Genomic DNA, 26,878 nt, shown 5'->3' with positions numbered 1-26,878 from the left:
CACGCGGTTCCATGCGGACAGCTTACTCTGGCTGCTGTGGACGCACCGCCTCGGGCTGTGACGCCTGATTGGCGCGCGACTCGGCAGTACCCAGCGCACGCGCTGCAGCCGCATCCAGATCGGGCGGCGCGATCGGCGCCGTGGCCGTCCCCGCTGCCGCCTGTTCGGTCTTTGCATCCAGCCAGCCGCCCTGGAAGCCGGCCTTCTTCAGGCCATCGCGGATGTACGGATTCTTCTTCATCACGCTCCAGACGAAGTCGTTCCGGTAGTTCGCGATCATCGCCAGGATCGGGCCCTGGTCGATACCGATGTAGTCACTGGCCACCCAGCCCTTGCCGGGCACGATGCGGCCGGTCTTCAACGGAATGTCGTAGTCGAAGCTGGGATTGAACGAATCGAGGAAGCCATAGCTCGAGTACAGGTAGTCGCCATAGCGGCGGTGCATCTCCTCCGTCGCCGGAATCACGATTTCCGGCGCGAACGGCAGCGACGCGATGGCGGCCGTCGGCGCGATGGTGCCGTCATCGAAGTTCTCGCGGAAACCGGCGCCGCGCGCGGAGTAGTGACGGAACGGGCGCTGCTCACCACGGTACTGCTGCAGGGTCTGCTGTGGGCCGTCGGAGGCGGTCAGGCCCCACACGTTCTCGCCGTAGTCCTTCCACTTCATCGGGTTTTCGGTCGCGTAGGCGCGCTGCGCGTACGTGGCGCGACGGCTGTTCTCGAAGTAGTCCATGCCGCGCTCGCGCATATACGCGTCCTGGATGCCGCGGAAGTCGATCCAGACGTGGCTGTACTGGTGCCCGAAGTGCGGTGCGAACGTCAGGTATTCCTGACCCTGGAACACGCCCCAGAGCTCGCTGTAGCTGCGCGTCCAGACTTCCCACGCATCCTGGCCCACCGGGTGCGTCGGCGAGGCCATTGCCAGGATGTAGACCATCATGGCTTCGTTGTAGCCCTTCCAGTCGTGCGGAATGGTGCCGCTCTCCGGGAACCAGCCCATCGAGATCAACGGCTTGTTCTGCTGCAGGAAGGTCCAGTCGACGCGCTTGTAGATGGTGTCGGCGATGTCGCGAATTTCCTTCTCGCGCGCGTCGTCGCGGTCGTAATACGACTGCGCGAACAGCACGCCCATCAGCAGCAGCGACGTATCCACGCTGGACAGTTCCACCCAGGTGTTGAAGCGCTCACCGGTGTTCATGTCGAGGAAGTGGTAGTAGAAGCCCTTGTGGCCGCCCTTGCCGTCCTTCTGCGGGCCTTGCGGCACGTCGCGCAGGAATTTCAACGTGGTCAGCGTGCGGTCGACTGCCTGCGTGCGACTGACCCAGCCGTTCTCGATGCCGATGGGATAGGCGGTCAGCGCATAACCGATCGATGCGATGCTGGCGAACGGGCGCGACGGATAGCGGTCCGGCGTCATGCCGTTCGCTTCGTTGGTGGTGTCCCAGAAGAACTGGAACGTGCGGCGTTCGATGTCGCGGAACAGCGGCGGCAGCTCAGGCTTCGCCGGCGGCTCCGGCTTGGCGGCGACGGCGGGCGTCGCGGGTTTGGCGGCGACGGGCGCCGGCTTCTCTTCCGGCGCCTTCTGGCAACCGGCGATCAACAGAGTCAGCGCGACGCCGATGAACCAGGACGCGCGCGGGGCTGGGGTGATCTTGTTCAAAACATTTTCCCGTTGTAACCGATTACAGGGCTGGATCGAATAAACCCGCCGATCAGACGGCGCCGGAAGGCGCCGCCCGAGGGCGGGTGTGTATTACCAGTCGAAGCCTAGCGACAGCTTGACCATGCGCGGAGACCACATGCTGCCGACGCCGTTGCGATTCAGATAATTCGGGTTAGGCGAACCGACGCCACCGCGCCACGTGTCGAAGTCCGTGTAGGTTTGCCAGTTGAATACGTTGAACATATCGACGCGCGCACGCACGCGAAGATCAGTTCCCGTGTCCCACACCTTCTGCATCGCCAGATCGAAAGACTTGTATCCAATCGTTCCGCGCGGCGTAGCTGGGCTGAAGAAGCAATTATCGAAACTGGAGGCATTGAAGCAGTCGGTCGCATCTTTGGGACGCGGGCTTTCCAGTGTCAACTTGCTCGAGAACGTAATCCCGCCAACTTCATAGATACCAGTAGCGACCAAGCGGTGCTTGGGTACGCCGACAGACCGGAGGAACGGCAAACCAGCCAGGTTCGGGTAGTCGAACGAGTAGTGTTCGTCACTGTTGACTGCGTTGGAGCGATTCTCCTTGGCATCACTGAAGGTGTACGCCATGGTGAAACCCCACGGCGAACTCTGCGTATACGGCTTCTCGACAGACAACAACAACTGACTGGTCTTCGTCTCGATGCCGTTATCCGCCCGGATTAGCGTGCCGTAACCCGGGATCGGGAAGCCCCACGGCTGACTGCCCCACGTCGCGCCAGGCACGGCGGGGTTGCGGAAACTTCCGTCGGGCCAACGATTTCCGAGCGTGAAGACAATGCCATCCTTGCTGCGCACGTGCGCAATGGTGGCAGACGTGTTCCAGTCATTGCCCCAGACGGTGAAGACGTTGCGCATACCGATGCTGAACTGGTCTGAGTACGGCGTTTCAAGATCATTGTTGATGAGATTGACCTCGGAGCCCAGATTTGGGGTCGCGGCGGTCAATGCATAAAGGTTGTTGATGTCGTAGTACGCCGGATTCCACGCGATACACGTTCCCGCTCCAACCGTGCAAGGATGATCCGTCGTGTTGAAGAAGTAGTTGTAACGCGGGAACGTGCTTTTGGACTGTTCGAGCGCCAGGTAGTCGAACAGATTGCGATCATAGGAACGACCAGCACCGCCGAAGATAACGTGACGCTGGTCACCCCCGATGTCGTAAGAGAAGCCCAGTCGAGGCGCCCAATTGTTACTGTCCGCTTTCCGGTTCCCACCGTTACTGATGTAGTTCTCGATGTCGTAGTCGACATTCGGGCCATTGATGTTGCTCCAGCCTCGCAGCGCCGAAGCGATGCCGGCCGGCGTCACATAGTTCTCGAAACCGGGCGTCTTTTCATAGTCATATCGAAGACCAAGGTTCAACGTCAGGTGAGTATTGACCTCCCAGTCATCCTGAAGATAGATGCCGTACTGCTTGTTCTTCGAAGTGATATCGCGGTTAGCCCCGCCAATCGGCGCACCGAACTCAACGCGCCACGGAATGAAATCATCGATTGCGGTACGGCCATCGTCGATGTTCTCGGCGAGGTCGTAGCGGAACTGCGCGTTGTAAGGCTGCTGTTCGAAAGCATTGATTTCCACACGCTTGAACTTCACACCCATTTTCAGAGTGTGGGCATTGAAGCCGGTGAACGTGAAGTCGTTCTGGAACGAAATGCCCTTCTGTCCTTTGTCCTGATAATCCGCGCCGCCACCAAGATTGATCAGCGTGTTGCCGTCATTCATGTTGGTTAGCGTCGAACGGATGGATCGACCGGGAGCGATCGTTACCGGACGCGGACTCCACGCATCGTCCTCGGACGTCAGGTGCATATCGTTGAGCCAGTCTTCACCCGTCCACTGCCAACGCAGGTCTACACGGGTGCTCTCATTGCTCTTGGCACTACCGTACTCCGGCGTGTTAGGACCATCACCCACGCCGGTGATTTCCTCTTCCTCGCGATACTTCGCAGACAGATCGATAAGGTGGTTTTCACCCAGTTGCCACGTCAGCTTTCCGAAAAAGTTGTCCTGCTTGAATGGCGCGATGGCGGGTCCGATGTAGGACAGAAGCTCAGGCGTCAGGTAGGCAGGATCAAACGCACTGGTACCGAAGCCGACCGTGCGCGGGCGGTTGATCTCCTTGGCCTCGTAAGTCACAAAGAAAAACAACTTATCCTGGATGATGGGCCCACCGAACGCCGCACCATACTGTTCCTCCTTGGAGCGAACCTTCTGACCCGTTGCCTCTTCCGCAACCGTGGGCTTCCGCCAGTCGCTCGGAGCGTAGTCCCAGAAGAAGCTTCCGCTGAACTCGTTGGTACCCGACTTGGTGACGGCCGTCACCGCGGCGCTGCTGATCTGGTCATACTCGGCTTTGTAGTTGGACGTGATTACCTTGTATTCGCCGATCGCGAGTTGCGGGAAGGGATTGCCGCTCGACGAATCCTGACCGCTGATACCGCCCTTCAGGACGTAGTTCTTCTGGCCGACGCCGTCGATAAAGACGTTGATGCCGTTGGAGTTTTGACCACCACCACGCAACTTGGTGGAACCGTCAGCCCCTTGCTCGAAAATCATGCCTGGCACGGTATCGGCGAATGCCAGGAAGTTGCGGGACGCCTGAGGCAGAGCATCGATCTGCTTTTGGCTGACGTAGGTCGCCACTTCCGACGTCTTGGTCTCCACCAACATCGGCGCGGTAACGCGCACGGTATCCAGCGTGGTTGCATCGCCGGTGGGCGCGGACACGGGCGGTGCTTCCTGCAGGTTCAACGTCGCCGTCTGGCCCACGGCCAATGTCACCGCGCGGCTGCTGGTCTGTCCGCCGGTATTCACTTCAATCCGGTACGTGCCCGGCGGCAAACCACCGATGTTGTAGCTGCCATTCGCCGCCTTGGCGGTACGGGTGAGGCCGGTATCCACATTGGTCACGGTGACGGTCGAATCCGCAGTCACCGCGCCTCGCAGCGTGGCGGACGTGGACTGCGCCATCACCTGCGGTGCCGCCATCGCCAGGCAACTGGCCAGGGCGCACGACAGTAACTTGCGGTTGGGTCGGAATGTGGTGCGGTTGTGCTGCTTCATTGGCTCTCCCTCCAAAGATTGATGTACTGCATATCGGCTTGGCGCCGCTTGTAATCGATTACATCTCCGCCCAAAAAAAAGCGGTCCCGCCTTTGCTTATTTTTCCGCGTGGCGTCCCTCTCCCACGCTTGACGCCCTGACAATCAGTTCGGGCGTCAGCATGGCCGAGGGCGCCACACGCGCACCATCGGATTCGATCGTTTCCAGCAAACGGCTCATCGCCTGGCCACCCAGCTCGGCAATACTGACCCGCATCGTGGTCAAGGTCGGGTGAACGAAACGCGCGAGCGGGATGTCATCGAAGCCGGCCAGCGCGACGTCCTGCGGAACGCGCACGCCGGCTTCGTTGAAGGCATAGAGGCAGCCCAATGCCGTCATGTCGTTGGCAGCAAAGACGGCCTGCGGCTTCTCCGCCGACTGTGCGATGCGTTTGCCAGCCTCGTAACCGGAGGATTCGCTGAAGTCGCCTGCGAACTCCTGCGGCGACGCAGCTGGCACGAAGCGCGCCATCGCATCGCGGTAACCGCGCAGGCGTTCGCGTGCATCGAAGTTGCCTTCGGGTCCGCCGATGAAGGCGATGCGGCGATGGCCGGCCTGTGCGAGGTGTTCGACCATCGCCATGGCAGCACTGTAGTTGTCGATGGTCAGCGTCGGGTATGACGCATCCTGCACGTCGGTGTTGATCAGCACGACGGGAAGCGAAGACGGCAGGTTGTCCACCAGGAATCCCGGCCGGTCGGTGTAGGGCGACAGCACCAGCAGGCCGTCGACGCGGCCACGCATCGCGCGCAGGGCTTCGCCCTGTTCTTCCGGGTGGCCGTGGTAGCTGGAGACCAGCAGGTGCTGGCGACGGGCGCGTGCGACCTGGTCGACGCCGCGGATCAGCTCCGAAAAGAATTCACCGTACAGGTCCGGCAGCACCACGCCGATCGTCTGGGTGCGGCGGCTGCTCAGGCTGCGTGCCGCAGCATGCGGCTGGTAGCGCAGGCGGTCGGCCGTGGCCAAGACCTGCTGGCGGACGGATTCGGCGACGTTCTCGTGGCCATTCAAGGCACGCGACACGGTGGCGACGGAAACCCGCGCCTCACGTGCGACATCCTTGATGGTGACCGAGGTTCGCGCCATTCCCCGCCCCTCCGCGGTGATGACAGCCTTGAGTGGCGCGGACTGTAACCGTTTTCACGGAAACGTGTAAAGCCCGCGTTATTCGACACCAAAAACAACAAGAATTCATGCACTTACATGGGTGAAACGCACGCGGGGACATTTTGCGTTGCAGCATATTCGTGCCTGCTGCAACGCGTACTTCCTACCGGGCGGCGACCTCGAATGTGACCTCACGTGTCCGGTCGGAACTGCCACCGACAAACACCGTGAACCTACCCGGCTCCACCACTTGCTGCATGCGGTCGTTGTACATCGCCAGATCCTCGAAGCCGAGATCGAACGTCACAACCTTGGATTCGCCCGGCTTCAGCGCCACGCGCTGGAAGCCGCGCAGTTGCTTCACCGGGCGGGTGATGCTGGCGACGTCGTCGCGCACATACAGCTGCACCACCTCGACGCCCTCCCGCTTGCCGGTGTTGGTGACGCGCACGCTGACCTGCTGCTGCAACGCCCCGAGTGCCAGCGTCGGCGATGCGATGGTCGGCACGTCGTAGCGGAACGTCGTGTAGCTGAGTCCGTGACCGAACGCATAAAGCGGCGTCCACGGCACGTCGAGGTACTTGCTGGTGTACTTCTCCTGCTCGCTCGGCGGGCGACCGGTGTTCTTGTGCGCGTAGTAGATCGGCACCTGGCCGACGTTGCGCGGGAACGTCACCGGCAGCTTGGCCGACGGGTTGATGTCGCCGAACAGCACGTCGGTGATCGCATGGCCACCCTCGACGCCCGGGAACCACGCTTCCAGGATCGCGGGCACCTTGTCTTTCAGGCCGCCGATCGACAGCGGGCGTCCGTTCAACAACACGACGACCACCGGCTTGCCGGTCGCGGCGACGGCAAGTGCGAGTTGTTCCTGCACGCCGGGCAGGTCCAGCGAGGTGCGGTTGTTCGCTTCCGCGCTCATGTCCGGGTGTTCGCCGAGGAACATCACCACCGCATCGGCCTGCTTCGCGGCGGCGACGGCCTGGGCGAAGCCGGACGTGTCCCGGTTGTCGATGTCGGCGCCCTTCGCCACCACCAAGCGGGTGCCCTCGCCCAGCGCTGCTTTCAGTGCCTCCAGCGGAGTGACCGCATCCTCTTCGCGCCCGGCCACGGCCCAGTTGCCCAGCATCGCGCGACGATGGTCGGCCAATGGGCCGATGACGGCCAGCGTGCGGACCGACTTCGACAGTGGAAGCACGTCGTTGTCGTTCTCCAGCAGCACCAGCGATTTCTGCGCCATCCGGCGCGCGTCGGCGCGGTGCTCCGGCGTCAGCGTCAGCGCGCGTTCGCGTGCGCCGTCATCGGTGCAGGAACGGTAGGGATCGTCGAACAAGCCCAGCCGGTACTTCGCGTTGAGCACGCGGCGCACCGACGCATCCACCTGCGCCATCGGCACCCGACCCGCCTTCACTTCGGCCGGCAGATCCTGCACATAGATCTGGCTGACCATGTCGACGTCGACGCCGGCGCGCAGGCCGAGGGCACCTGCCTGCTTGCGGTCGGCCGCGACGCCGTGCGGCATCAGTTCCATCACGCCGGTGTAGTCGCTGACCAGCAGGCCGTCCCAACCCCACTGGTTGCGCAGCAGGTCCTCGATCAGCGGCCGGTGCGCGTGCATCGGGACGCCGCCCACCTCGTTGAAGGCCGCCATGATCGACTGCGCACCGGCATCCACCGCGGCCTTGAACGGCGGCAGGTAGACCTCGTGCAGCGTGCGTTCGGAGATGTCGGCCACGTCGTAGTCGCGGCCGCCTTCGGCCGCCCCGTAGGCGACGAAATGCTTGGCGGTCGCCAGCACCGCATCCGGCTTGCGCAGGTCATCGCCCTGGAAGCCGCGCACGCGCGCCGCCGCCAGCACCGACCCCAGGTACGGGTCCTCGCCCGCCCCCTCCACCACGCGACCCCAGCGCGGGTCGCGCGCAATGTCGACCATCGGCGCGTAGGTCCAATGGATGCCGTGCGCCGAGGCCTCGATCGCCGCGACGCGGGCGGCATGCTGCACCTCGACCGGATCGAAGCTGGCGGACTCGCCCAGCGGCACCGGGAAGACGGTGCGGTGGCCATGGATCACGTCGTAGCCGAACAGCAGCGGGATGCCGAGCCGCGAATCTTCCACTGCGATCTTCTGCAGGCGGCAGGTCAGGACCGCGCCCTGAGTGCCCAGGTAGGAGCCGATCTCGCCGCGGCGGATCTGGTCCTCGTTGCCGGCCATCGCCGCCGGACCGGTGTTGTTGCCCACGCCGGCCGGCTGGTTCAGCTGGCCCAGCTTCTCCTCCACCGTCATCTTCGCCATCAAGGCGTCGACGAAGGTCTTCTCCGCCGGTGTGGCATAGACGGGAGGCTTGGCGGAGGCCGGCGCGGCCAGCAGGGCGGCGATCAGTCCGACCAGCAGCGGTCGTCGCGAAACAAGGGTTCTGTGCTGCATGGCGCCCTCCCGGCATAACGAAGGGGGCCGAATGTAAACGTTTTCAATCCGACCTGCATGCGGCGCTGCCAGATGGCCGGCGGACGCTCAGCGGGCTTCGTCGGGCGTCCGCGCCTCGATGGCCAGCGCATGGATGTCGGTCTGCATCATCTCGCCCAGGGCGGCGTACACCGCACGGTGGCGGGCCAGCGGCGCCTTGCCCACGAACGCCTCGCTGGTGATCCGGACGGTGAAATGGCCGCGCCCATCACGGGCGCCTTCATGGCCGGCATGCTTGTGGCTGTCGTCCAGCACGTCCAGGGAAAGCGGCTGCAGGGCGGACTCCAGCGCCGCCCGGATCCGCTCCACCCGGCTCACGGCAGGACCTTGCGGAACGGGCGCACGTCGACGCGGACGTAGACGCCGGCCGCCACGTACGGATCTGTATCCGCCCAGGCGCGTGCGTCCTCCAGGGAATCGAATTCGGCGATCACGATGCTGCCGCTGAAGCCGGCCGGGCCCGGATCCTCGGCGTCGATCGCCGGACACGGCCCGGCCAACAGCAGCCGGCCGTCGTCGCGGAGGGCGGTCAACCGCGCCAGATGCTCGGGGCGCGCCGCCAGTCGCCGGGCCAGGACGTCGGGGCCGTCATGGCCTTCAATGGCATACCACATGGTGTTCACTCCGCAGGCGAAGTCTGAATTGTAAGGGCGGTCCCGCCATCCGGCGCTGGACACCGTATGGGACAGGGCTTACCCTGTCCTCCATTGCACGGCCGGAAGCAGCGGCCCGTCCAGGGGAAGACCCGGCCACGCCGACCTCCCTGCCCCATCGAGGGATCACCGGGACGTTCGATTCGCTGCCCCCACCCGCCCGCGCCCGACGACCTCTCGCTGTCCGCCGCCGCATCCCTGCGGTGTGCTTTGCTGGTTGCTGTAAGGGAAGCGTTCGCCCTGCGACGCATGATGATCTTGGTTGGTGCAATGCCGGTGCCGCGCCGTCCTGCCGCGCGCAGGCCTGCAGGGTGATCCGCACGATGGCTGTTTCTTGATGAGCCCAGAACTCGCGTCCGACGCGAACCCACAAACCCCGACCACGCATCCGCAGCAGCAGGAAATGCCGCTGGCGGTGGTGCATGGCCAGCCGGTGCTGCAGATCCCGCAGGACCTGTACATCCCGCCGGACGCGCTGGAGGTCATCCTCGACGCGTTCGAAGGCCCGCTGGACCTGCTGCTGTACCTGATCCGCCGGCAGAACCTGGACATCCTGGACATCCCCGTCGCCGAAATCACCCGGCAGTACGTGGACTACATCAATGTGATGCAGGAACTGCGGTTCGAGCTGGCCGCCGAGTACCTGCTGATGGCCGCCATCCTGGCCGAGATCAAGTCGCGCATGCTGTTGCCGCGACCGGTCAGCGAGGACGGCGAGGAAGGCGATCCGCGCGCCGAACTGGTCCGCCGGTTGCAGGAGTACGAGCGCTTCAAGCAGGCGGCCGAGGACCTGGACGCCCTGCCCCGCCAGGACCGCGATACGACGCCGGTGAGCGCCGACGTGCCGGATCGTGCGGCGGTCAAGCTGCCGCCACCGGTCGAGCTGAAGGAAATGCTGCTGGCACTGCACGACGTGCTGAAGCGCGCCGAGCTGTTCACCGGCCACGCGATCAAGCGCGAGGCGCTCAGCGTGCGCCAGCGCATGGGCGACGTGCTGACGCGGCTGGAGGATGGCAAGTTCCACCGTTTCGAGAGCATGTTCACGCCCGAGGAAGGCAAGCTGGGCGTGCTGGTGACCTTCCTGGCCATGCTGGAACTGGCCAAGGAACAGCTGCTCGACATCGTGCAGGAAGCCCCGCTCGCCCCGATCTACATCAAGTCGCTGGCGCTGAACAACACCAACGAACCGCTGCAGTTCTCCAGCGAGTTCGACGACAGCGACGCCGCCAACGACAGCCCGTGACGCGGCCGGGCCACCCGCCCGCCGCCTTTCCGAACGACAGGACCGCATGGATCAATCGCTCATCAACCGCATCGTGGAGGCCGCCCTCATGGCCGCCACCCAGCCGCTGACGCTGGCCCAGCTGCATGGCCTGTTCCCCGAGGACGAGCCGGCGCCGGAAGGCAGCGTCGAAGACGCCGTGCAGCAGCTGACTGATGCCTGCACCGACCGCGGCGTGGAGCTGGTCGAGGTCGCGTCCGGCTACCGCTACCAGGTCAAGGCCGACGTGCATGTCTGGGTCGCGCGCCTGTGGACCGAGCGCAAGACCAAGTACACCCGCGCCACGCTGGAAACGCTGGCCCTGATCGCCTACCGCCAGCCGATCACCCGCGGCGAGATCGAACAGGTCCGTGGCGTAGCGGTCAGCAGCAACATCATCCAGGCGCTGGAAGAACGCGAGTGGATCCGCGTCGTCGGCCACCGCGATGTGCCGGGCAAACCCGCGCTGTTCGGCACCACCAAGGGCTTCCTCGACTACTTCGGCCTGAAGCGCCTGGACGAACTGCCGCCGCTGTCCGAACTGAAGGACATCGGCGAACTGGAGCCGCAGCTGCCGCTGGACGGCGCGCCGCTGCCGGTCAGCATCGCCAGCGGCGATGCCGTCGACGACGCCCGGGACGAAAGCACGCAGGACGAAAGCACGGACGCCGCAGATGACGGCGACGACACGGACGACGAACAGCAGAACACTCCGGCATCGGACGATGCCGACGAAGACACCGCATCCGATGACACCGGCGACGACGCCGGCGATCACGATGAACCTCAACCCGAAGATGACGACGCCGCTGCTTCCGACGAGGAAGACCGGGCACCGTCGGAGCAGAAACAATGAGCAACACCCCCACCAAGAAAACCACCCTGGGCAAGCTGTCGCTGAAGCGCGGCGAAGGCGCCGAAGCGCCGGATACCAATCGCCTGGAAGAGCGCCTGCACAAGGTGCTGGCGCAGGCCGGCCTGGGCTCGCGCCGCGCGCTGGAACAGCGCATCGCCGACGGCCTGGTCAAGGTCAATGGTGAAGTCGCGCAGACCGGCATGTCGGTCAAGGGCGGCGACCGCGTCGAACTGGACGGCAAGACCTTCGTCGCCAGCGCGCTGACCGAACCCTCGCGCGTGCTGATCTACAACAAGCCGGAAGGCGAAGTCACTACCCGCGAAGATCCCGAAGGCCGTCCGACGATCTTCGAAGCGCTGCCCTCGCTGAAGGGCGCGCGCTGGATCGCCATCGGTCGCCTGGACATCAACACCACCGGCCTGCTGGTGCTGACCACCGACGGCGAACTCGCCAACGCGATGATGCATCCCTCGTACGAAGTCGAGCGCGAGTACGTCGTGCGCGTGCGCGCGCCGGAAGGCCAGGAAAGCGTGCCGGACAACGTCGTCGACCGCCTGCGCCGCGGCGTGGCGCTGGACGACGGCCCGGCCAAGTTCGACGAGATCGAACGCATCGGCGGCACCGATTCGCACGACTGGTTCCGCGTGGTCGTCAAGGAAGGCCGCAACCGCGAAGTGCGCCGCCTGTGGGAATCGCAGGGTTGCCAGGTCAGCCGCCTGAAGCGCGTGCGCTACGGCAAGGTCAGCCTGCCGCAGCCGCTGCTGCGCGGCCAGACGCAGGAACTGCCGGATGCGCAGGTCGAAGCGCTGCGCAAGGACCTGGGCCTGGAGGTCGGCACGCCGGCCGCCCTGACGCTGCAGCCGGTGATCGGCCAGCGCAAGGCCGCCAAGTCGACCGTGCACGTCGGCGGCGGCCGCAGCGGCAGCGCCTACGTCAACGGCCACAACAGCGCCGACGAAGGCCGCGAGCTGCGCCGCTTCGACCACGTGCGCGAAGACCGCGGCCGTGGCGGCCGCGGCAAGAAGCCGCATGGCGGCCTGACCGTCAGCGGCGAGCAGGCGGCGAAGCAGTCGCAGCGTCCGTTCAAGCAACGCACGCAGAAGGGACCCAAGCCGTTGCCGGATGGCAATCCGGCCGCGTTCCGCAGCTGGTACGTGCCGGATGGCGTGGACACCGGCCCGGCCGGCCATCGCAATGCCGGTCCCGGCGGCCCGAAGAAGCCCTACGGCGGCAAGCCTGGCGGGCGTCCGGGTGGTGCCGCTGGCAAGCCCGGCGGCGGCGCAGGCCGGCGTGGTCCGGGCGCAGGTCCGGGCGGCTTCGCTGGCGATCGCTTCGGTGCTGACCGTGCCGGCCCCGGCGGCGAGCGCGGTCCGCGCGGTGGTCAGGGCGCGGGCAAGCCGCAGCGTGCGGCGCGTCCGTATGGCCATCCCGCCAGCGCACCGAGCTTCCCGTCCGACCACGCCAATCCCGGTTTCAATCCCTATGGCCAGCAACCGCGCGGCCCGCGTCCGCCGGGACGTCCGGGCGGTGGTGGCAATCGTCCGCAGCAGGCTGGCCCGCGTCCTGGCCCCGGTGGTCGTCCTGCCGGTGGCCGCGGTCCCGGCGGTCGTCCGGGCGGCGGCGGCAGGCCCGGTGGCGGCGGACAACGCGGCCCCCGCGGTGGCGGCCACGGCTGAGTAGAACGGAAGGCGCCCCTGGGCGCCTTCTTTCTTTCTGGATACGGATCGCCGCTGACTTCATGGCGACTTCATCGCGACTCCCCGCACCGCCGGCACGCTGCCCACCATCCCCTTATGGAGCGCATGCCCGACGATGCAGGACAACCGCTATGACGTGATCGTGGTCGGTGCCGGATTCGCCGGCCTCGCCTGCGCGCACGAACTCGCCACGCAGGGTCTTCGCATCCGCGTAATCGACCGCAAGCACGACCTCGGCGAGCGCGTGCATACCACCGGCATCCTGGTGCAGGAAGCCTGCGATGCACCGCTGCTGGCGGGGCTGCCGCCCTCCTTGCTGCGCGCCGTTCCGCATGTACGCCTGTACGCCCCCAACTTGCGCAGCATGCGATTGGGCGCCGACGGCTACCGCTTCTACACCACCGACACGCCCGCGCTGATGCGCTGGCTCGGTGAACGCGCAGAGGCATGCGGCGTCGAGCTGCGTCGCGGACAGGCGTTCCGCGACGCAGTGCGCACGCAGACAGGTTGGGCAGTCGATGGCGTGGGCCACACGCGGATCCTGGTCGGCGCGGACGGCGCGCGATCGCGGGTCGCACAACGGCTCGGCCTGGGCCAGGTGACGCAGTTCCTCTACGGCGTGGAGTACGAATTCGCCGGCATGGCGCTGCGCGAGCCCGATGCCCTGCACTGCTTCATCAGCAAGCGCTTCGCACCCGGCTACCTGGGCTGGGTGGCGCAGACACCGACTGGCGTGCAGGCCGGCCTCGCGCGTCGGCACCACCCTGGCAAGGATCCCGCCCCCGACATGGCCGGCTTCCTCCGCCACGTCGCCCCGATGACCGGGTTGTCGACCGCCCACACGCCGGACAGCATCCGTGCCGGCCTGATTCCCTGTGGCGGTCCGGTACGACCGGTGCAGCGCGACGATGTGGTGCTGATCGGCGATGCGGCGGGCATGGTGTCGCCGCTGACGGCGGGCGGCATCCATGCCGGCCTGCGCCACGGTGCCGGCGTGGGTCGGATGCTCGCGCGCCGGCTCCTGCACGATGCGACGCCGTCACCGCCATGGCCATCGGCGGTACCCGGCTTCGGCTTCAAGCGCCTGCTGCGCTGGGCGTTCGACCACGGCCAGTTCGACCTGCCGGTGGATCTGCTGCTGACGGCGCGCCCGCTGCGTCGCGCAGTCGAACAGCTGTGCTTCCACCAGCGCGGCGACACGGCGCCCGATCCGGCAGAAGGGCATTGAGCACGATCAAGGGCCGGCCGGTGCCGGTCGGCTACAATGGCGCGTCGCTTCAATCGCCCACATCCCCCATGTCCTCTGCGTTCGGCACCGAGACGGTGCTCGACGTCCGTCACTGGACGGACGCCTACTTCAGCTTCACCACCACCCGCGACGACGGTTTCCGCTTCGAGAACGGCCAGTTCGTGATGATCGGACTGGAGGTCAATGGCAAGCCGCTGCTGCGCGCCTACTCGATCGCCAGCGCCAACTGGGAAGAGCAACTCGAGTTCTTCAGCATCAAGGTGCAGAACGGTCCGCTGACCTCACGCCTGCAGCACATCAAGCCCGGCGACAGCGTGCTGATCGGGCGCAAGCCCACCGGCACGCTGCTGATCAGCGATCTGCATCCCGGCCGCAACCTCTATCTGCTCGGCACCGGCACCGGCCTGGCGCCGTGGCTGTCGGTGATCAAGGACCCGGAAACGTACGAGCGCTTCGACAAGGTCATCCTGACCCACGGCGTGCGCCATGCCGACGACCTGGCCTACCGCGACTACTTCGAGAAGGAACTGCCGCAACATGAGTTCCTCGGCGAGACCATCCGCGAGAAGTTGCTGTACTACCCTGCCGTGACCCGCGAGGACTTCGTCCACCAGGGCCGCCTGACCGACCTGATGGCCAGCGGCGCGATGATGGACAGCCTGGGCATCGCACCGCTGGATGCGGAACACGACCGCGCGATGATCTGCGGCAGCCCGCAGATGCTGGCCGATTTCCGCGCGCTGCTGGACGGCTGCGGTTTCACCGCCGCACCGCGCATCGGCACGGCAGGCCAGTACGTGTTCGAGCGGGCATTCGTCGAGAAGTAGCCGCCGCTCGCCCCACGGATGCGGCGGGTGCTACGCTGCGCCCACGACGTCCTGGGGAGGACACACCGTGATCCGGAATCTGCTGCTGGCCGCACTGCTGGCCCTGGCGCCTTGCGCGTATGCGGGCGATGCCGTCAAACAACCCGGCATCGGCGACGTGCCGCCGCCGATCACCCTGAAGGATCGCGAAGGCGACCCGGTCGACCTCGATGCCCTCAAGGGCAAGGTGGTGGTGGTGACGTTCTGGGCCTCGTGGTGCGGCCCGTGCCGGCGCGAGCTGCCGATGCTCGGCCACGTGCAGAAGCTGGTGGGCCGCGATTACCTGGAAGTCATCGCGATCAACATGAAGGAACCGCGCAACGACTACCTGGGCGTCCTGCGCGCCAACAAGGACCTGGACCTCACCTTCGTCCACGACGTCCGCGGCATCGTCACCGACCGCTACGGCGTCACCGCCCTGCCCAACATGTTCATCATCGGACAGGACGGCCGCATCGTGCGCACGCATCGCGGCTACTCGGAAGCGGTGCTGGAGTCCTTCGTGCAGGAACTGTTGGCGCTGTTGCCGGAAGAGGCACTGCAGCGCAGTTCATCCGCTCAGCCGCCGCGCTCCCCGTAACGCAGCCAAAGCACCGCTTCGGCCTCCATCGCGAAGATGCGTGCATCGAAGCCGTGCTCGTTCGCCAGCAGACCGGCGAACTCCACCTGGGGTATCTGCTCGACGTGTTTCTCGACATACGCGATGCGCACGGCTTCCATGCCCTGCCCGCGCATGGCCTGCACGAACTGCAGCAACTGCTCGGGTGGCGGCGGCAGGCCTTCCATGTCGTCGACCACCAGCAGTCCTGGTGACGCCAGCCGGCGAACCTCTTCCGCGATGGCACGCCAGCACGCCAGCGTCGTTTCCAGCGTGCCGTTGGTGCCCGTTACCCAGGCGCGCAGCCCGTAGTCGGCAGCACCGAACTCGATATGGAACGGCGGCGCGCCCATCGCCTCGTTCGTCACGCGGCGCTCAATCCAGTGCGGCGCGGATGTCGCCCGTGAGGGATTCGGGCGTGTCGGTCGGCGCGTAGCGCTTGATCACCCTGCCGTCGCGGCCGACGAGGAACTTGCTGAAATTCCACTTGATCGCGCTGATGCCGAGCAGCCCGCTCTTCTCCTGCTTCAGCCACTTCCACAGCGGATGCGCGTCGTTGCCGTTGACATCGATCTTGGCGAACATCGGGAACGACACGTCGTAATTCAGCGAGCAGAAGTTGCGGATCTCTGCTTCATCACCCGGCTCCTGGTGGCCGAACTGGTCGCAGGGGAAACCGAGCACGACCAGACCCTGCGGACCGAACTCGCGCCACAATGCTTCCAGTCCGGTGTACTGCGGCGTGAAGCCGCACTTCGACGCCACATTGACGATCAGCAGGGCCTTGCCCTGGTACTCGGACAGCGAACGCTCGCGACCGTCGAGGTCCTGGGCGGAGAAATCGTAGGCGGTGGTCATCAGGTTCTCCCGGAAAGGCGCTATCAGACACCGGCGGCGGCGGCAGGGCAAGGCTCATCCCGGCGAGATGGGCAGGCGGCTGACGATCGGCTAACGTGGCGCCCGTACCGGACCATGGACGCCACCATGCAAGCCGCCGATCCCGCCAGCCACGCCAACCTCTACATCCACGTCCGCATCCTGCTGGGGATGGTCGTCGGCCTCGGCCTGACCCACCTGCTGCGCCATGCGGCGCGCATCATCGAGCGTCCGCGCGCGCACGCGGTGTACGCGGTGCACCTGCTCTGGGCCGGCTTCATGTTCGTCTACCTGCTGCACTTCTGGTGGTGGCAGTTCAGCCTGTCGCACCAGGCGCACTGGAACTTCAACCTCTACCTGTACGTCACCCTCTACGCATTGCTGCTGTATCTGCTGTGCGCACTGGTGTTCCCCGAATCGCTGGCCGACGGCGTCGGCTATCGCGATTACTACTACGGACGGCGGCGCTGGTTCTTCGGCCTGCTGGCGGTGATGTTCGTGGTCGACGTCGGCGACACGTTGATCAAGGGCTCGGCCTACGTGCAGCAACTCGGACCGGAGTACTGTGTCCGCAACACGGTGTTCGTGCTCGCCAGCCTGGTTGCCGTCGCCACGCGCAACCCGCGCTATCACGGCATGTTCGCCGTCGCGGCGTTGCTGTACGAACTGTCGTGGATCTGGCGGCGCTACGAGATCCTGGCCTAGGTCCCTCTGCCGTTGTGGGAGCGACGTCAGTCGCGATCAGACGTCCGCCGCGCGTCATTCGCGACTGACGTCGCTCCCACAACCTCATTCAACTCACCGTGCCGGCTGCATCTTGATGGCCGGCGTGAACGGCGCGATCCCCAGCGCTTCGTGGATCTCGGCCGGGTAGTACGCGCGGCCGCCCTTGATGACCAGCGCCAGCTTGCGGATGTCGGCGATGTCGGTGGTCGGATCGCCGTCGACCAGCACCAGGTCCGCGCGCTTGCCGGGCACGATGGAACCGGCGTCGTCCAGCGTGCGGCTGTACTTCGCACCGTTCCAGGTCGCCACCTGCAGGGCCTGCGCCGGCGTCAGTCCCGCCTGTACATAAAGTTCAAGCTCACGCTGCAGGGTGAAGCCCGGCAGTTCGTCGGTGCCCGCCACCAGCGGCACGCCGGCGCGGTACATGCGGCCAGTGAACTCGACCAGCTTGTCGAAGCTGCGCTTGTAGCGCGCCCCGGTGGCATCGTCGGGAATGTCCATCTCCGCTGCGCGGCGACCGCGCTGCACATCCGGCGGCAGGTGGTCCGCGACATCGGCGACGATCGGGGACAGTTGGCCTTCACGCTGGTGGAGGAATTCGAACGTGGCCAGCGTGGGGTCGATGACGACCTGCTTCTCCGCCAGCAGCGCGATGAAGTCCTGCACCGGCTTGCTATCGAAATCCAGCGCGTCGGTCCTGTCCGCCACCAGGTAGAAGCGGGCCAGCGTGCGCGTGTCGGTCTCCGGGGTGACGAAGAAGTTCAGCATCACCTGGTTGATGTGCTGGATCTCGTCGTAGCCCTGCTCCACCACGTCCTGCGCGCGCAGGAATGCCGGCACGTGGCCGCTGACGCGGATGCCGCGCTGGTGGGCGTACGCGGTGGTGTCGCGCAGGATCTCCTTGGGAAAGGAGTTGTAGATCTTGATCTGCGGATAGCCATGCTCGGCGTACCAGTCGATCGCCTGCTTCGCGCCGGCCAGGTCCTTCACCACGAAGCCGCCCTGCGAGGAATGCGGGCTCTGGCCTTCGATGTAGCCGGCGGGAATCACCCGCGGATGCATCAGCGTGCCGTCCTTCTCTTCCGCCATCAGCTGCTGCAGCGTGGCGTTGTCGTTGCCCATGTCGCGCGCGCTGGTGACGCCGGCGGCCAGGTGCAGTCCGCCCTCCCAGGCGCCGGCATGCACGTGCATGTCGTACAGCCCCGGCAGCAGCACGCGGTTGCCCGCATCGACCACATGGTCGGCGGCGACCCTCGACTGGCCGACCGGCGAGATGGAAAGGATCCTGCCATCTCGCACCGCGACATCCGAGGCCGCGCCCAGCAACGCCTTCTCGCTGTCGAACACGCGCGCATTGCGGATCAGCGTGGTGCCCGGCAGCGGATGCGCCAGGCGCTGCTGCAGCGCGACCAGCGCCTCGCGCTCGGCGGTCTTCTGGCGCGCTTCGAGCGCGTTAGCGCTGCCCTGCCAGCCATCCTCGATCAGCTGCAGGAAGCCCGGATAGATGTAGGCGAACAGGCGTGGCTCCGCGCCGCGCGTCACCCAGACGAAGCTGGGCGTGAAGCCGATACCGGTCAGTGCCAGCAGATCGACGGTCTGCAGCTTCTTGCCACTGGTGATGTTCATCGACGCGACGGTGCGCTGCGTCAGCGTGCCGCTGGGCACCAGCGGCAGTTTGCCGTCGCACTGCCTGGCCAGTGCCGCCAGAGCCACCGAGGTCGCTGCCGGCGTGCCGCCGAGCGGGGTGTAGAGGGCGGTACCAGTGAACGCGTGCGTGCCGCTGTCGGAGGTGCTCTTCCAGCGGCCGGTATCGCCCTCGCGGACGAAGCTCTCATCCACCGGTGCGCCGAACGTCGATGCGCCCTTGACCTGGTAGCGCTCGTAGGTGCCGTCCGCCCGCAGCCGGAATTCCTCCTTCAGTTCCGGCCCGCGTCCGTTGTCCTTGAAGATGAAGTCGACGCGCGTGGTGCCGTCGTCGCCGACGGTGACGGTCTGCTCACCGGCCTGCTTGCCGCCGTCCACCAGCGCGACGTACTTCAGGGTCTCGGCGGCCAGTGCCGACGGGACGAGCAGCAGCGAGCAGCAGAACGCAAGGACAGGCTTCACGGGTCTCTCCGGCAAGGGCGAAAGCGCCATTCTGTCGCAGCTTGGGGGCGCCTCCCTGCCCCCCGCCCATGCCTTTCGTCATGGGTCCGGCCTCCCCCCCTGGGGTACCCTTGGGAATCCACCTTTGTAAGGACGTAGCGCTTCATGACCACCCGCCTCGCCATCGCGCTTGCCGCGACCCTCGGACTCGCCATGCCCGCCTACAGCCAGGCCGCCACGCCGGCCACCCAGACGGCCCAGGCCGCCAACCCCTTCTTCGCCGAAAGCCCGCTGCCGCTGCACTACCCGCAGTTCGACAAGATCAAGGACAGCGATTTCGCGCCCGCCTTCGATGCCGGCATGGCCGAACATCTGAAGGAGATCGACGCGATCGCGAACAATGCCGCCGCGCCGACCTTCGACAACACCATCATCGCGATGGAAAAGTCCGGCCAGCTGCTGGACCGCGCGACCACCGTGTTCTTCAACCTGGTCGGCACCGACACCAATGACGCGCGCAACAAGCTGCGCGCCGACTACTCCGCCAAGTTCGCCGCGTACGGCGATACCATCAACCTCAATCCCAAGCTGTTCGCCCGCATCAAGGCGCTGTTCGACAAGCGCACCACGCTGGGCCTGGACGCGCAGGGCGTGCGCCTGATCGAGCGCTACCACACCAGCTTCGTCCGCGCCGGCGCGAACCTCAACGATGCCGACAAGGCCACGCTGAAGACAATGAATGCCGAACTCGCCTCGCTGGGCACCCAGTTCAGCGACTTCGTGCTGAAGGAAGTCAACGCCTCGGCCATCGTGGTCGATGACGTGAAGCAGCTCGACGGCTTCACCCCCGGCCAGATCGCCACCGCCGCCGAAGCCGCCAAGAAGCGAGGCCACGAAGGCAAGTACGTGCTGACCCTGCTCAACACCACCGGCCAGCCGCCCGAATCGCAGCTGACCGATCGCGCGCTGCGCCAGCGCCTGCACCAGGCATCGGTCGTGCGCGGCAGCCGCGGCGGCGAGTTCGACACCACCGCGCTGGTCTCGCGCATCATGAAGCTGCGTGCCGACCGCGCGAAGCTGCTGGGCTATCCCAACCATGCCGCCTACGGCCTGGAAGACCAGACCGCGCGCACGCCCGAAGCCGTCAACGCGATGCTCGGCAAGCTGGCGCCGGCCGCCGTGGCCAACGCCAAGCGCGAGGCCGCCGACCTGCAGGCGATGATCGACCAGGAGCAGAAGGCCAAGGGCCAGCCGACCTTCGCGCTGGAGCCGTGGGACTGGGCGTTCTACACCGAGAAGGTGCGCGCAGCGAAGTACAACTTCGACGAATCGCAGCTCAAGCCGTACTTCGAAATGAAGAACGTGCTGGAGAATGGCGTGTTCTTCGCCGCCACCCAGCTGTACGGCCTGACGTTCAAGGAGCGCACCGACCTGCCGAAGTACCACGCCGACACCTGGACCTACGACGTGTTCAACGCCGACGGATCGCAGCTGGCGATCTTCATCTTCGATCCGTACGCGCGCGACTCCAAGCGCGGCGGCGCCTGGATGAACTCCTACGTGTCGCAGTCGGGCCTGAGCGGCGACAAGCCCGTCGTCGCCAACCACCTCAACGTGCCCAAGCCGCCGGCCGGCGAGCCGACGCTGATGACCTGGGACGAAGTGACCACCACGTTCCATGAGTTCGGCCATGCACTGCACGGCATGTTCTCCGACGTGAAGTATCCCTACTTCAGCGGCACCAGCGTGCCGCGCGACTTCGTGGAGTATCCGTCGCAGGTCAACGAGATGTGGGCCGACTGGCCGTCGATCCTGGCCAACTACGCCAAGCACCACAAGACCGGCGAACCGCTGCCGCAGGCGCTGCTGGACAAGGTGCTCGCCGCCTCCAAGTTCAACGAAGGCTTCAAGACCACCGAGTACCTGGGCGCCGCCATGCTGGACCAGCGCTGGCACCAGATCACCGCCGACCAGGTGCCGGCCGCCGCCGGCGTGATGAAGTTCGAAGCCGCCGCACTGGCCGCCGACGGCATCAACTACGCGCCCGTGCCGCCGCGCTACAAGACGCCCTACTTCAGCCACATCATGGGTGGCTATTCGGCCGGCTACTACGCCTACATCTGGTCGGAAGTGCTGGACGCCAACAGCGTGGAGTGGTTCAAGCAGAATGGTGGGTTGAAGCGGGAGAACGGCGACCACTTCCGCAAGACGCTGCTGTCGCAGGGCGGCAGCCAGGACGCGATGAAGCTGTTCCGCGATTTCGCCGGCCACGATCCCAAGATCGAGCCGTTGCTGGAGAAGCGTGGCCTGACCGCGCCGGAGAGCGCGGCGCCTGCCGCCAAGTCGGCACGCTGATCAACGCAGCGTTTCCGTCGCAAGGAGTCCACTACGCCACCTTCGGGTGGCGTAGTGCTTTCAGGGATCCGTCTTTCGCGCACGCCGCGCGGGTTTTCCACAGCGCGTGTGGATGGAACCTGCACGAAACTGTGGATAACCCTCGGACGGCCTTGTGGCACAGCCTTGTCAAGATGGGTGGCGAAATTATCGCCACATCATCCTGCGCCACGCTGCGGCTCAGTCGTCGAAGGCCTTGCCGAGGGCCGCGTAGGCCTCGCGCTGCGCGTCGGTTTCCGCACGGGGTGCCGTGATTTCCAGTTCGACGATCTGGTCACCGGCGGGCGTTCCCGGCAGGCCACGCCCACGCAGCCGCAACTTGCGGCCGGAATCAGAATCCGCCGGTATCTTCAGGTCCACCGCACCGCCCAGTGTCGGCACGCTGAGGGTGGCACCCAGCGCGGCCTGCCACGGCGTCAATGCCAGCACGTGGATGATGTTGCGGCCGTCCACCTCGAACTGCGGATGCGGCGCGTATTCGACTTCCAGCAACAGGTTGCCGCCCTGCGTGCCCTGCCCCGCAAGCCGGATGACCTGCCCCGGTTTCACGCCGACCGGCACGCGGACATCAAGCTGGCGCCCGTTGACGTTGACGCGCACGCTGCCACCGTCATGCACCGCCTGCAGCGGCACGGCGAGTCTGGCGCGGGAATCGCGCGACGGCTGCGGCCCTCGCGGCGCGCCCTGCTCGGCGCGCGCGCGACGGCCGAACAAGCCTTCGAAGAAATCACTGAAGCCGCCGCCGCTACCGCCCGTACCACCGAAGATCTCCTCGTAGTCGAAGTCCTGCGCTCCGGGCCCGCCCCGACCGAAATCCGGTGGCGGCCTGAACTCTTCACCCGGCCGGTAGCCACGTGCACGCAACTGGTCGTAGGCCGCGCGCTTCTGCGGGTCGCGCAATGCCTCGTGGGCTTCGTTGACGGCCTTGAACTGCTCTTCGGCGCCCGCTTCCTTGCTGACATCCGGGTGGTACTTGCGGGCCAGCCGGCGGTACGCCGTCTTGATCTCCGCATCGCCGGCGGTGGGTTCCACACCCAGCACCGCGTAGTAATCCTTGAACTGCATACGATCTCCGCCGTCATTCGGGGCGCTGCGTCCTGGCGCGCGCGGTACGTCCATTCTAATCGCCGGCGCTGCGGGCGGCGTCGACCCGGAAGGTCACGGTGGCGTGACGACGGCGCGTTACACTGGACCGAATTCCCCACACAAGGCAGTTCCATGAGTATCCAGATTGGCGAGCGCATCCCTGAAGTGAACCTCAAGCGCATCCGCGAGGGCGTCGAGACGGTGGATACCGCCGCCCTGTTCGACGGCCGCAAGGCGGTGCTGTTCGCCGTGCCCGGCGCATTCACCCCGACCTGCTCGGAGAAGCACCTGCCCAGCTACGTGCAGCATTTCGACGACTTCCGCAGCCGCGGCATCGAGGTCTTCTGCGTCTCGGTCAACGATCCCTTCGTCATGCAGGCCTGGGGCCAGACCCAGCAGGTGCCGGACGGCCTGCAGATGCTGGCCGACGGCAACGCCGACCTGGCCAAGGCGCTCGGCCTGGAGATGGACGCCAGTGCCTACGGCATGGGCGTGCGCGCCAAGCGTTTCGCGCTGTACGCGGAGGACGGCGTGGTGAAGCACGTGTTCGTCGAAGCGCCGGGCGAGTACAAGGTGTCCGGTGCGGAACACATGCTGGAACAGCTCGGCTGACGCATGCCGCGTCGCGACGGATCGCATGACGCATTGAGGGCGCTGGCCGCGACACGGGTCAGCGTGCCGCGGCTGCAGATGAGCCTGCTCGTGCTGCTGACCGCCGCCACCGGGTTCCTCGCCTCGGTGGTGTTGTCGGCAGCCGGCATGGAGGCGCTGTGGCTGCGGTATCCGGTCTGCGTACTGATCGCCTATGGCGCATTCCTCGGCCTGGTCTGGATCTGGCGGCGCCATCGCGAATGGGATCTGGGCGTGCCCGATGGCGGCGATGCGTCATCGACACCCGCCTCCGGAAGGAGCGATTGGCAGGGAACGGGCGGTGATTCCGGCGGCGGTGGCGCCAGCGCTTCCTTCGATGCCCCGGCGACGCCCGCATCGTTCGCCTCACTCGATCCGACGCCGCCGTCGATCGAATTGCCGTCGCTGGACGACTCCCTCGATGCCGACGAGTCCTTGCCCGTCGTCCTGGTGATGGTGCTGCTGGGAGGCGCGCTGCTCGCGGTGTTCTGGGTGATCTGGATCGCGCCCGCGCTGTTGGCGGAACTCGCACTGGATGCGGCCCTGTCGGCCGGTCTCTACCAGCGCCTGAAACGTCCGCCCGTCGACGCCGACTGGCTTTCGACCACACTGCGGCACACGGTCAAGCCGTTCGTCGCCGCGACGCTGTCCCTGCTGCTGGCCGGTGCCCTGATGAGCCTGCTGGTACCCGACGCCACGTCGCTGGGCGAATTCCTCGCCCACTACCGCTGATCGTCAGCGCAACACCTTGAACCGCACTCTTGCCCACGCGCCGCTGTCGGCGAGTGCGGTGAGCTGGTGGTCGCCGGTCTCCACGAAGTCCTGCTGGAACGCCTGCGCGCCGCGCGTCTCCGCGATCCAGCGACCGTCCAGCAGCCACTGCACGCGCGTGTCGGTGCCGAGTGCGCGCAGTTGCAGGCGCACGCCGTGTTCACTGCCGGGCGCGCGAGCCAGCGTGGCAAGCTCATTGAGCCCATCGATGCGCAATTCCTCGGCCGCATCGCGGCCGTCGGGCTGGCAGTCCGGCGACAGCGGCGGCAGGCGCGACGCCGTGCGTTCGCGTGCCGGCAGCCACGGTGACGCCAGTGCCGGCCAACGGGCGATCTCGGTGCCGCGTGCCTCGTGTGGGCGCGAGCACTCGCCCGACAGGCGCAGGCCGGTGCGCGCATCCACCTCGAAACGCTCGCGGCCGGCACTCCACAGCCGTGCGTCGCGTTCGGCGAAGGTCGGTGGCACGTTGCCGCCCAGCGTCCAGGCATCGCGCTTGCGCTGGCACAACGAAGGAGACTCGCCTTCCGCCAGCGTCCCCAACGGCCAGCAGATCGTGTGTCCGGCCACGTCGGCCGGCGGCGGTATCGGACCGGCATCGCCCTGCGCGCGCGGCAGGCTGTCGATCACTTCGAACATCAGCGGCAATGCGGTGACCGCGCCGTATTGGCCAGGCAGCGGCGTGCCATCCGGCCGACCCACCCACACGCCGACCGTGTAGCGGCGCGTGCTGCCGAGCGCCCAGGCATCGCGGAAGCCGTAGCTGGTGCCGGTCTTCCACGCCACGCGGGGGCGGTTGCCGGTATCCAGCACGCCACTGCCATAGCCGGGGCGCGGATGCGCCTCCAGCACCTCGCGGATGATCCACGCGGCGCCCGGCGACAGCAGGCGACGGTCCGATATCGGATCCTGCGCCGTGTAGCGCACGCGGCCCGACAGTCCGCCGCGGTTCAAGCCTGCATACGCACCCACCAGGTCTTCCAGCCGCGCACCGGTGCCACCGAGGATCAGCGACAGGTTCGGCTGTGCGCCGCGCGGATAGCGCAGCACCAGGCTGTTGTTCGCCAATCGTGCGGAGAACCGAGCCGGGCCGACGCGATCCAGCAGGTCCACGGCCGGCACGTTGAGCGACAGGCGCAGCGCATCGGCCGCGCTGACCGGGCCATTGAAGGCCGCATCGAAATTGCCTGGCCGGTAGCCGCCGAACGACTGTGGTGCATCGATGAGCAGGCTCTCCGAATGGATCAGTCCATCGTCCAGCGCCAGTCCGTACAGGAACGGCTTCAGCGTGGAGCCCGGCGACCGCCATGCCTGCACCATGTCGACGTGGCCCAACCGCTCGCGATCCCCGAACGCCACCGAGCCGACGTAGGCGCGCGCTTCCATCGTGGCGTTGTCGACCACCAGCAGTGCGGCGGACGTGCGCGCGGGCAGCGTGGAGAAGTAGCCGTGCACACGCTCTTCCAGCGTGCGCTGCAAACCTGCATCGATTGTTGACATGATGCGCGATGCGCGCGGCTGCTGGCGACGCAGGCGCTCGGCCAGCAGCGCGGCGCTCAGCGGCGCCTGCAGGCTGCGGGCGACGACGGGTTCGATGCGGGCATCGTCGACGTCGGCCTTCGACCAGACGCCGAGATCGGCCATGCGTTGCAACACCTTGTCGCGGGCGGTGCGCGCGGCGTCCGGATGACGGTCCGGACGCAGCCGGCTGGGCGATTGCGGCAGCACTGCGAGCAGCGCAGCCTCGGCGTGCGACAGCCGCGCGGCCGGCTTGCCGAGGTAGGCCCAACTGGCCGCCTCCACGCCTTCGATCGTGCCGCCGAACGGGGCGCGCTCCAGGTAGAGCGTCAGGATCTCGCGCTTGGACAGGTGCGCTTCCAGCTGCACCGCGCGCAGCATCTGCTTGGCCTTGCCCCATGGCGTGCGCGAGTGGCGGTCCAGCATGCGCGCGACCTGCATGGTCAACGTGGAGCCGCCGGACACCACGCGCCCATGGCGGACGAACTGGCCGGCCGCGCGCATCAACGCCCACGGATTGACGCCTGGATGTTTCCAGAACCAGCGGTCTTCATAGTTCAGCAGCGCCTGCAGGTAGAGCGGCGACACCGTGTCAGGCGTAGCCGGATAGCGCCATACGCCATCGCGGTCGGCGAAGGCGCGCAGCGGCGTGCCGTCGCGCGCGACCACCAGCGTGCTGGTGTCGCGGGTCTTCGGCAGCGGTGGCGGGAAGGCAAGATCCAGCGCGAGCAGGGTAAGCAGCCCGACAACGGTCGTCCAACGCAGTGCCTTCAGTAGTTGCGTCCGGCGCGGCTCGACATCGCTCATGCAGCAGCTTGGCCGTCTTCCATCGCACTGATGTCCTGTGCTCGGAAGATGAAATGAAAGGCAATCAGCGCAGGTGCGATGCAGGACCAGCCCAGGTGCATTGCATTGAGAAAGGTCGCATCGATACGTCTACCGAATGAAATCAAACTCAAGAGCGCCATCGATGACAGGCCGACCGCGATCAATGCCAAGAGGGCGGCGACAGGCCAGTAGGTTCGCCCCCTGGCAGGCAACGGAACGACGCACGCCAGCGCCATTCCTGCCAGACAGAATGCTGCCACCACGATCACGACCGCCTCGAACAAGTCGTAGACCCCTCTTCGGCACAGCCAGCAGAACAGGTAGCTCACCGGGGCAAACCCGAACACAACGTAGGCCGCCCGCAGTCGCCGGTGTTTCATGATCCTACCGTGTTCCCCGGCTGTGTTCG

At 66.3% G+C, this 26,878-nt stretch carries 22 protein-coding genes; 10 read left to right on the top strand and 12 right to left on the bottom strand.

Annotated elements, in window-relative coordinates; all coding sequences use genetic code 11:
* Window positions 1-22: 22 nt before the first annotated feature.
* From AX730_RS13630 to AX730_RS13605, 6 genes are all read right to left on the bottom strand, one after another.
* Window positions 23-1,660: a glucoamylase family protein gene (locus AX730_RS13630; RefSeq protein ID WP_198147203.1), complete on the bottom strand. Its 1,638-nt coding sequence runs from the start codon at window positions 1,658-1,660 to the stop codon at window positions 23-25.
* Between the two features lie 93 nt (window positions 1,661-1,753).
* Complete coding sequence (locus AX730_RS13625; protein WP_062357406.1) at window positions 1,754-4,768, bottom strand: TonB-dependent receptor; 3,015 nt, start codon at window positions 4,766-4,768, stop codon at window positions 1,754-1,756.
* 96 nt (window positions 4,769-4,864) lie between these two features.
* Entirely contained in the window at window positions 4,865-5,893 is a 1,029-nt protein-coding gene (locus tag AX730_RS13620; protein WP_062357404.1) for a LacI family DNA-binding transcriptional regulator, read from the bottom strand.
* A 184-nt stretch (window positions 5,894-6,077) separates the two neighbouring features.
* Window positions 6,078-8,339, bottom strand: coding sequence for a glycoside hydrolase family 3 N-terminal domain-containing protein (locus AX730_RS13615; RefSeq protein WP_062357403.1), 2,262 nt, complete (start codon window positions 8,337-8,339; stop codon window positions 6,078-6,080).
* Window positions 8,340-8,426: 87 nt separating this feature from the next.
* On the bottom strand, window positions 8,427-8,696 hold the full coding sequence (locus tag AX730_RS13610) for a BolA family protein (RefSeq protein ID WP_062357401.1): 270 nt from the start codon (window positions 8,694-8,696) through the stop codon (window positions 8,427-8,429).
* Window positions 8,693-8,992, bottom strand: coding sequence for a YciI family protein (locus AX730_RS13605; RefSeq protein ID WP_062357440.1), 300 nt, complete (start codon window positions 8,990-8,992; stop codon window positions 8,693-8,695). Before AX730_RS13605 ends, AX730_RS13610 begins: the two co-directional genes overlap by 4 nt.
* 376 nt (window positions 8,993-9,368) lie before the next feature.
* Between AX730_RS13605 and AX730_RS13600 the strand changes: the two genes are divergently transcribed.
* The 6 genes from AX730_RS13600 to AX730_RS13575 all read left to right on the top strand — a co-directional run bounded on the left by AX730_RS13600 (window position 9,369) and on the right by AX730_RS13575 (window position 15,540).
* Window positions 9,369-10,274, top strand: a complete 906-nt coding sequence (locus AX730_RS13600) for a segregation and condensation protein A (protein ID WP_062357399.1) — start codon at window positions 9,369-9,371, stop codon at window positions 10,272-10,274.
* Between the two features lie 46 nt (window positions 10,275-10,320).
* On the top strand, window positions 10,321-11,148 hold the full coding sequence (scpB, locus tag AX730_RS13595) for an SMC-Scp complex subunit ScpB (RefSeq protein WP_062357398.1): 828 nt from the start codon (window positions 10,321-10,323) through the stop codon (window positions 11,146-11,148).
* A complete protein-coding gene (locus tag AX730_RS13590; protein ID WP_062357396.1) occupies window positions 11,145-12,824 on the top strand; it encodes a pseudouridine synthase in 1,680 nt (559 codons plus the stop codon). The genes scpB and AX730_RS13590 overlap by 4 nt, the downstream gene beginning before the upstream one ends.
* A 136-nt stretch (window positions 12,825-12,960) precedes the next feature.
* Entirely contained in the window at window positions 12,961-14,073 is a 1,113-nt protein-coding gene (locus AX730_RS13585) for an NAD(P)/FAD-dependent oxidoreductase (protein ID WP_062357394.1), read from the top strand.
* Between the two features lie 68 nt (window positions 14,074-14,141).
* A complete protein-coding gene (locus AX730_RS13580; RefSeq protein WP_062357392.1) occupies window positions 14,142-14,921 on the top strand; it encodes a ferredoxin--NADP reductase in 780 nt (259 codons plus the stop codon).
* 67 nt (window positions 14,922-14,988) lie between these two features.
* A complete protein-coding gene (locus AX730_RS13575; protein ID WP_062357390.1) occupies window positions 14,989-15,540 on the top strand; it encodes a TlpA family protein disulfide reductase in 552 nt (183 codons plus the stop codon).
* Here AX730_RS13575 and AX730_RS13570 read toward each other — a convergent pair.
* Window positions 15,519-15,926, bottom strand: coding sequence for a hypothetical protein (locus tag AX730_RS13570; protein ID WP_062357388.1), 408 nt, complete (start codon window positions 15,924-15,926; stop codon window positions 15,519-15,521). The genes AX730_RS13575 and AX730_RS13570 overlap by 22 nt on opposite strands.
* 7 nt (window positions 15,927-15,933) lie before the next feature.
* Complete coding sequence (locus tag AX730_RS13565; protein ID WP_062357386.1) at window positions 15,934-16,416, bottom strand: glutathione peroxidase; 483 nt, start codon at window positions 16,414-16,416, stop codon at window positions 15,934-15,936.
* A 114-nt stretch (window positions 16,417-16,530) separates the two neighbouring features.
* Between AX730_RS13565 and AX730_RS13560 the strand changes: the two genes are divergently transcribed.
* On the top strand, window positions 16,531-17,139 hold the full coding sequence (locus AX730_RS13560; RefSeq protein ID WP_062357384.1) for a hypothetical protein: 609 nt from the start codon (window positions 16,531-16,533) through the stop codon (window positions 17,137-17,139).
* Window positions 17,140-17,232: 93 nt separating this feature from the next.
* Here the strand turns inward: AX730_RS13560 and AX730_RS13555 are convergent, their stop codons facing one another.
* Window positions 17,233-19,266: an amidohydrolase family protein gene (locus AX730_RS13555; protein ID WP_232310264.1), complete on the bottom strand. Its 2,034-nt coding sequence runs from the start codon at window positions 19,264-19,266 to the stop codon at window positions 17,233-17,235.
* 144 nt (window positions 19,267-19,410) lie between these two features.
* Here AX730_RS13555 and AX730_RS13550 point away from each other — a divergent pair, with 144 nt between their 5' ends.
* Window positions 19,411-21,600 carry a M3 family metallopeptidase gene (locus AX730_RS13550; protein WP_062357381.1) on the top strand — a complete coding sequence of 730 codons (2,190 nt, stop codon included), beginning with the start codon at window positions 19,411-19,413 and terminating at the stop codon, window positions 21,598-21,600.
* Between the two features lie 219 nt (window positions 21,601-21,819).
* Here the strand turns inward: AX730_RS13550 and AX730_RS13545 are convergent, their stop codons facing one another.
* On the bottom strand, window positions 21,820-22,704 hold the full coding sequence (locus tag AX730_RS13545; RefSeq protein ID WP_062357379.1) for a DnaJ C-terminal domain-containing protein: 885 nt from the start codon (window positions 22,702-22,704) through the stop codon (window positions 21,820-21,822).
* 153 nt (window positions 22,705-22,857) lie between these two features.
* Here AX730_RS13545 and AX730_RS13540 point away from each other — a divergent pair, with 153 nt between their 5' ends.
* Complete coding sequence (locus AX730_RS13540) at window positions 22,858-23,337, top strand: peroxiredoxin (protein ID WP_062357377.1); 480 nt, start codon at window positions 22,858-22,860, stop codon at window positions 23,335-23,337.
* A 3-nt stretch (window positions 23,338-23,340) separates the two neighbouring features.
* The gene (locus AX730_RS13535) at window positions 23,341-24,087 is read left to right on the top strand and encodes a hypothetical protein (RefSeq protein WP_062357375.1); all 747 of its coding nucleotides are present in this window, start codon (window positions 23,341-23,343) and stop codon (window positions 24,085-24,087) included.
* A gap of 3 nt (window positions 24,088-24,090) precedes the next feature.
* Here AX730_RS13535 and pbpC read toward each other — a convergent pair whose 3' ends face one another.
* Together pbpC and AX730_RS13525 are read right to left on the bottom strand one after the other, a co-directional pair.
* Window positions 24,091-26,448 (bottom strand): penicillin-binding protein 1C, encoded by a 2,358-nt coding sequence (pbpC, locus tag AX730_RS13530; RefSeq protein WP_062357374.1) that lies wholly within the window; start codon window positions 26,446-26,448, stop codon window positions 24,091-24,093.
* Complete coding sequence (locus AX730_RS13525; protein WP_062357372.1) at window positions 26,445-26,849, bottom strand: hypothetical protein; 405 nt, start codon at window positions 26,847-26,849, stop codon at window positions 26,445-26,447. The genes pbpC and AX730_RS13525 overlap by 4 nt, the downstream gene beginning before the upstream one ends.
* Window positions 26,850-26,878 lie beyond the last annotated feature (29 nt).

This window comes from Pseudoxanthomonas mexicana (assembly GCF_001556105.1).
Classification (GTDB): Bacteria; Pseudomonadota; Gammaproteobacteria; order Xanthomonadales; family Xanthomonadaceae; genus Pseudoxanthomonas_A; species Pseudoxanthomonas_A mexicana_A.
The sequence above is the reverse complement of the archived record's forward strand: the minus strand, read 5'-3'. Positions and strand labels throughout refer to the sequence as shown.